Below are 6,403 nucleotides of genomic sequence, written 5' to 3'. Positions count from 1 at the left end.
GAGCTTGATTTGCGTCGGCACGCTAGCTAGTTCATTATTATTTTTTCAGTTGCAAAACGTCTGGTTGATGTCGGCTGTGTCTTTTCAACGGAGCTATACACCCTAACGTTCCGCAGCTACACGAGGTGCAAGGCTTCGTGACTAAATATTTTCTATTTAAGTAAAAAGTACAATGCGAAACTGCAATTCCACCAAATCCTTGCATCTCGTGTAACTGCTGTTGTGCGATCGGCAAAATCATAGCAATTTAGTTCAGGTTATAATTTATTCTCTCGCTCCATTCTAATTCGTTCGGCAAGTTTTGGTTGCTAAATTCAATATGGATTACTCTTCGTCTTTCATAATTAGTTGTTTTATTTGAAGCGTGAAAGAGCAAAGGTTTCATAATCATTATTCCACCTTTTTCAACTTCACATATCGTTTCCATTTCATTTTCAAGTTCAATTTTTTCCGTTCTGATTATTCCTTTTTTATGCGATTTATTCAAAACTTTCAATGCTCCGTTTTCTTTTGTCGTTTTGTCAATATGAATTCTTATTGTGAAATTTTGTTCCAAAATTTCTTTAGGTGGTTGAACGGCAAATTGATTTTGTTTAGTTGTCCAATTCTCAAAATTCTTAGTTTCCATTTTTTTGTCTACCGAAATTGTTAAATCTTGATGATAAGCTACAAACCAATTTGATTTTTCTGGCTTGTCAAAATAGATTGATTTTGTTATGAAATAATTTTCTCCAAAGTTCGATTTTATGATTTCTCTCAAATTTTGGTTGAAAATATAGTTTAGTGTTTCTGGAATTTCTTTGAGAAATTGTCGGATTGCAAATAAATCTTCTGATTTTCTAAAAGTAGAATTTCGGGTTTCGTTTTCGGTAATTTTTTCTATTTCTGAAATGATTTTTTCTATTTCATTTTCGGAATATACTTTTTCGATAATCACAAAACCTTCAGAATTTATTTCGTTATTATGTTTCATTTTTTTACTAATTTTCTATTCTAATTCTGTCGCTCATTGCTGTCGCACAACGTTCCGGCGCTTGGCGAGGTTGCGAGCTTCGGAACCGATTATTTTCTGTTAAAGATAAAATTTCTTGCGAAATGTAAACGTGAATTTACTACAAAATTCGCAATCTTGCCAAACGCCTGTTAGTGGCTGTTTTTATTTTTTATTCAGTCTCTTTTCTTTTTTTCGACTTTTCGATGTTATCCAATTCAGGTGTTGAACTTACTCTTGACAGGAAATGAATTGTTCCAGTTGTTTTAAATTTTTTTGTGGCCCAAATTATTCCACTTAAAAATCCAACTATTGCAATAAATAATCCGAATATCATTCCGTTTTCGTTTGGAAAATTATGATAAATTCCAAAACCAAAACCAATTCCAAGTAGAGTAGGCGACAATACAATTTGAATCCAACCTACAATTTCAGTTATTATTTCAAAAATTTTATGCATTTCTATTTTGAATTGGTAATCATTCAATTTCAATAATTTAATATTTAATTTTGATTACAATTTTAAGTTAAACTTGAAATGGTTTTTATGTTTTTTTTCTTTTGATAATTAATATTTCGGCAGTTTTTGTAATTCCAATTATTATTAAGTGCACAAATAAAAATAATCCTCCGTAAAACAAAATTGCTAAGGAATTTCCGTATTTGAAATTTTCTTCATCAGAAAATATGTAAACCATAAAAGAGAAATAAATTATATAAATTGCAAGATTTACTTTATAAAATGTCTTTTTATGAACAATTAATCCTCGAACAAGATAAATAAGTAACAAAATGTAACAAATGTAAAGTGTCATAAATTCGGAATCAGTAGGAAGCATATTTTCTGTTTTGTTTTCGTTTCTGTTCAGCCAAAATAGCCACTAACGTTTTGCAGCTACACGAGGTGCAAGGCTTCGTGACTACATATTTTCTAATTAAGTAAAAAGTTCAATGCGAAACGGCAATTCCACTAAATCCTTGCATCTTGTGTAACTGCTGTTAGCTGTTCGTTGCTTTTTTTCGGTTAGTTTTTTTCTAATTCTATTTTTAGCAACTTTTTTACCTTGTTTAAGTCAGTTTCGATTCCGTTTCCAATTTCTACGAAATACTTTGTTTGCCAATTTTGAGTTTTTTGTGCTTGTTTATTTTCTGTTACGCTCCAATTTGGATATACTCTTATTCCACGTTTTCCTTCTCCTTTTTTGCTTGTCAAAATTCTGTTTTCGCTCAAAACTGTTTTGTCGAAAATGAAAACTCCAAATCTTTCTGCTTGACGAGTTACAATTAAGTAAAATTCAAATACGTCGTCAACATTATGCGGTTCAGTAATTCCGTTTTCATTCCGTTTCCAAATTGTTACAAACTGCCCAGTTTTGGTCGGTGTAATTTTCGCCATTCTGAATTTCACTTTTTGTTTGTTCAGTTCAAAATTATGAGCAGAATATTCTTGACTTTCTTTTTCAGTTTCTACGTTTTCAAGTTCTATTCCGCAAACTTTAAATATGGAATTATTTAAAAGTTGTATTTCGGAAAATATTTTACTGGAATTTGTCAATTTTGGTTCAATTAATTTTTTTATACGCTCTTTTTTTCTACGTCGCAAGGCAATGACAGCTAACGTTCTCGCGCTACAGCGGGTTTGGGACTAAATTAAGCCCTGTTTTCGGATTTGCAAAATCTTCCAAATACAAGACCATTTTTCCATTAAGCCAATTGCCCAAATCCGTTGTAGCGTGTGTTGGTGGCTGGTTTTATTTCCGCTTTGACATTTCACTTATAAGTTTTATTCTTTCGTTTTTGTCTAAGTCGTTAAATACTTTAATTGTTTTTCCATTATAGTCAAATAAGATTTCCCCGATTATGTGTCTTAAAAGTACTTTTTGATTGAGTCCGATGTTAAGCTTAATTTTATCAATCAATGATAAATTATCTTCGTCAATCGCTTGTCGAATATTTGTTACTAAGTCAAGATTATATATTTTAGGTTTAGTTAGAAAAGTACCTTTTTTTGTCAAAGTTAGGTTTCTGTTTTCTATTGTCATTTCTTGTCTGCCATTTATTAACCATAAAAATTGTCTAAAACCAATTAGGCCAAAACAAAAGAAAATCAATACAAATTCGACTGTTACTTCTTTTTTATTTATATATCTTTCAATAAATCCCGTAAATAAATGTCCCGATAACATCAATGTGAAAAATAAAGAAAAGAAGGTATTCTTTGATGTGTTAAAAGCAAATAAATTGCCGTTATTCAAAATTATTTCAAATTTTTTTCTGTTAAGTCCAATATTGAAAAGTCGGCTAAATTGGTATTGAATATTTAACAATGAATTCTTAATATTTGTCATTTTTTTACTAAATAAATGATTTTAGTTTCTCTGCGTTAAACTTGCCACCAACGTTCCGGCGCTTGGCGAGGTTGCGAGCTTCGGAACCGATTATTTTCTATCAAAGATAAAATTTCTTGCGAAATGTAAACGTGAATTTACTGCAAAATTCGCAATCTTGCCAAACGCCTGTTAGGCGTTCGCTTTTTTTTCAGATAAGAATGGTTGGTTTTTAAGTTGCTCTTCGTATTGTTCTTTACTTATGAACGGCCAATAATCATAATCTCCCATTTTTTCCATTTCAGCGAATTCTTTTTCTCTTTCTTTTCTTTTTTCTTTATAATGTATGCCCAAAGTGATGACGCTAAGTATAATATCTTTGAATGAGAATCTTATAAGTGGGTTTGTTGGGTCAATGTATGACCATTCATATTCATTATTTGAGTGTAAGAATAGAATATAGCGTGCAATATCCTTTAATTGTTTTTCTTCAAGTTTGTATTTATCTTTCAATTTGTATTCTTTCAAATCACTATATAAACACCAACTTAATTCTAACAAAGGTCTAATAATCGCGTCGTCAAATTTAGCTTCTTTTGCTCTATAATATTGTTCAGGAAGCCATCCAAATGTTACGTCGTCAGTAATGTAGTTTTCAAACTCATCATTTGTTATTAATCCAATTGATAAATGTCTTAAATGATAAGCTAATTTTTTTCGTCTTTCTATATCAATCATTCTTTTAGATTTCGTTCTTCAAAGTGACGCCTAACGTTCTCGCGCTACAGCGGGTTTGGGACTAAATTAAGCCCATTATTCGGATTTGTCAAATTATCCCAAATACAAAACCAACTTTCCATTAAGCCAATTGCCCAAATCCGTTGTAGCGTGTGTTGGCAGTAGTTATTATTTTTTTACGGTTCTTAAATTTAACATCAAATTTTTACCTTTTTCTGTTGTATTCCATACTAAATCTATTTGTCCTTCTTTTGTTTTTATTGTTTCTAATTCAATTAGATTTAGAGCTACAAATTGTATTTTTATAGTCTGAAAATTTTGGTCTTTAATTTGACTTTTTCCAGCATCTACAAAATTGGGTATTGTTTCATATATAACTTTTGATAGTTTTGCTTTTACATTTGTATCATTTGGTTTTTTTAGTAAATAAGGAGATATTAGAGCAAAAATTTCTCCCCAAGTTACACTTCTTTCCCAATTTGATTCAACTTCGTCAAGACGTTGGTTATTCCAATATGTATGTTTACCACTAACTGTTATCAAATCTTCCAGTTCTGCAAGATTTTCCATTTCAGGTTTGTTATCATTTAAACTAATTTGTGATTTTAGTTCTTGATTTTCTTTTCTTATTTCGTTTAACTCAATATATACTTCAGGATTTGATGTAGAATTGGCTCTTATCCATCCAATTGCAGGATATGTTTTAATTGTTTTAGGTAAATTTAAGGCAACCAAACCAGGCAATTCTTCTGCATTTTTCCAAAACTTAATTAATCGATTCGTTGTTACTTTATCTCTAAAGTCTTGTAGTTTTTGTCTTAAATGTGAATCTTTTTCAGATTTTCCTAAAGAAATTTCATCAGGATTTGAATGAATAAAAGCAATAACCTTTATGTTTTTAGTTATAGCGTAATCATACTCCATTTCTGTATAACTTATACCTTCTTCTGAAAGGGAACCATATCTTCCTCCAATTATTAAAATATAGTAATCGCAGTCATCGATTACTTTTTTAATAAACTCAAATTGTTCTTCGTCAATTGCAGGGAAAATTTCCATTCCTGCAGGAATGCAATCTAACTCCATAATTGTTTGGATAACTTTAGCTCTTTCATCTTTTAAATCAGCATATGTTGAACTAATAAAAACTTGATATCTTTTATTCATTTTATTTTTTTCTTGATTGCGCGGGTATAAAATTGCGTTAGATTTCTGATTCTGCGGTATAATTACTGCCAACGTCTTGCTAGTAGGCGATGGTCGGGCTAAGTAAAGACAATTATTTTCGGATTATCACTAATTTGCCAAATACAAAACCATTTTTCCATTAAGCCTAATTCCCGACTATTGCTTACTAGCTGTTGGTGGCTGGCTTTATTTTTAGCCGTTATTTTCCGTGTGTCAATTTAATTATTTGCCCGTTTGTTGAGTTTAAAATTATTAGAAAAGTTCCACCTTTCATATTTTCGGGAAGCGTTCCGTTTAAAACCCAATATTCATCAAATTTATTTATTTCATAAGGTCTTTGGCTTATTATGTTATTCTTCCCATAAATTTTAAATAAAATTGTTTCAGAAATTATAATTGCAGTTTCCTTATCAGTAATAACTTTATCTACTAAAATTTGTCTTTCACTGTTATTTGAAAGCGCTTCTTTAAGTTCGCTTCTTGCATATTCAACTCCTAATTTTGTCCTACTATTTTTTGTCTGTCCACAAGAAATTTGACATATAAAAATTAAAATAATAGATGTGATTTTCAAATTCATAAGTTGTGTTTTTCTACATTATTAATTGTTTCGTCCAAAAAGTGTTGCTTTCCCTTCTTGATTTCTAGCAAGTTGTTTTAGTGCCTTTTGGAAATTGTCAATTGCAGACGGTTCTACAATTATTTCAAGTTTCAACTTATCTTTCTCTTCATTTCTATATTCAGTCGAAACATTTTCTTCAAGATTAATTTCAATACCTAAATGTCCCGCATTGTCGATGCAATAATATTTCATTGAGAAGTAGGCGTAACTATTTTTTTTGCCCATTTCGTGAAATAGAGTTAAATTATTTTTTGGGAAACCAAATAGTAATTCGGCAAAATGGTCTAATGATTCACTTGTTTCGTAAACTTCTGTAATTCCAAAATAACGTCCATTTGAAGCAGTCACTCGTAACTCAAACATTTCATCATCTTTCCAAATAAGTTCCAATTCCAAATATGATTCTCTAATCAAAGTTCATTTTATTTAATATTGTCAGTTTTCGTTTTGCGGTAAGCTTGCCACCAACGTTCCCGCGCTACACGCAGGCTGGGATTAAAGATGCGTAATCTTTCGGTTAAAAACAAATGTATCAAA

General features: G+C 30.7%; 8 protein-coding genes. All 8 read right to left on the bottom strand.

All coding sequences use genetic code 11. The features are described 5' to 3' along the window. Nucleotides 1-247: 247 nt before the first annotated feature. A complete protein-coding gene (locus tag AO58_RS0116435; RefSeq protein ID WP_081764684.1) occupies nucleotides 248-973 on the bottom strand; it encodes a phytanoyl-CoA dioxygenase family protein in 726 nt (241 codons plus the stop codon). A 190-nt stretch (nucleotides 974-1,163) separates the two neighbouring features. Then, nucleotides 1,164-1,451: a hypothetical protein gene (locus tag AO58_RS0116430; protein ID WP_139225589.1), complete on the bottom strand. Its 288-nt coding sequence runs from the start codon at nucleotides 1,449-1,451 to the stop codon at nucleotides 1,164-1,166. Nucleotides 1,452-2,015: 564 nt separating this feature from the next. After that, complete coding sequence (locus tag AO58_RS0116420; RefSeq protein ID WP_024982733.1) at nucleotides 2,016-2,546, bottom strand: MepB family protein; 531 nt, start codon at nucleotides 2,544-2,546, stop codon at nucleotides 2,016-2,018. A 196-nt stretch (nucleotides 2,547-2,742) separates the two neighbouring features. Beyond that, nucleotides 2,743-3,339 carry a hypothetical protein gene (locus AO58_RS0116415; protein ID WP_024982732.1) on the bottom strand — a complete coding sequence of 199 codons (597 nt, stop codon included), beginning with the start codon at nucleotides 3,337-3,339 and terminating at the stop codon, nucleotides 2,743-2,745. A gap of 171 nt (nucleotides 3,340-3,510) precedes the next feature. After that, nucleotides 3,511-4,056, bottom strand: coding sequence for a hypothetical protein (locus AO58_RS0116410; protein ID WP_024982731.1), 546 nt, complete (start codon nucleotides 4,054-4,056; stop codon nucleotides 3,511-3,513). Between the two features lie 168 nt (nucleotides 4,057-4,224). Next, nucleotides 4,225-5,223, bottom strand: coding sequence for a DUF4062 domain-containing protein (locus AO58_RS0116405; protein ID WP_024982730.1), 999 nt, complete (start codon nucleotides 5,221-5,223; stop codon nucleotides 4,225-4,227). Nucleotides 5,224-5,443: 220 nt separating this feature from the next. Further along, complete coding sequence (locus AO58_RS17680) at nucleotides 5,444-5,824, bottom strand: NTF2 fold immunity protein (protein WP_024982729.1); 381 nt, start codon at nucleotides 5,822-5,824, stop codon at nucleotides 5,444-5,446. A gap of 21 nt (nucleotides 5,825-5,845) precedes the next feature. Continuing rightward, nucleotides 5,846-6,280: a hypothetical protein gene (locus AO58_RS0116395; RefSeq protein WP_211516865.1), complete on the bottom strand. Its 435-nt coding sequence runs from the start codon at nucleotides 6,278-6,280 to the stop codon at nucleotides 5,846-5,848. Between the last annotated feature and the right edge of the window lie 123 nt (nucleotides 6,281-6,403).

It is taken from the genome of Flavobacterium succinicans LMG 10402 (assembly GCF_000611675.1).
GTDB classification, from domain to species: domain Bacteria; phylum Bacteroidota; class Bacteroidia; order Flavobacteriales; family Flavobacteriaceae; genus Flavobacterium; species Flavobacterium succinicans.
The sequence above is the reverse complement of the archived record's forward strand: the minus strand, read 5'-3'. Positions and strand labels throughout refer to the sequence as shown.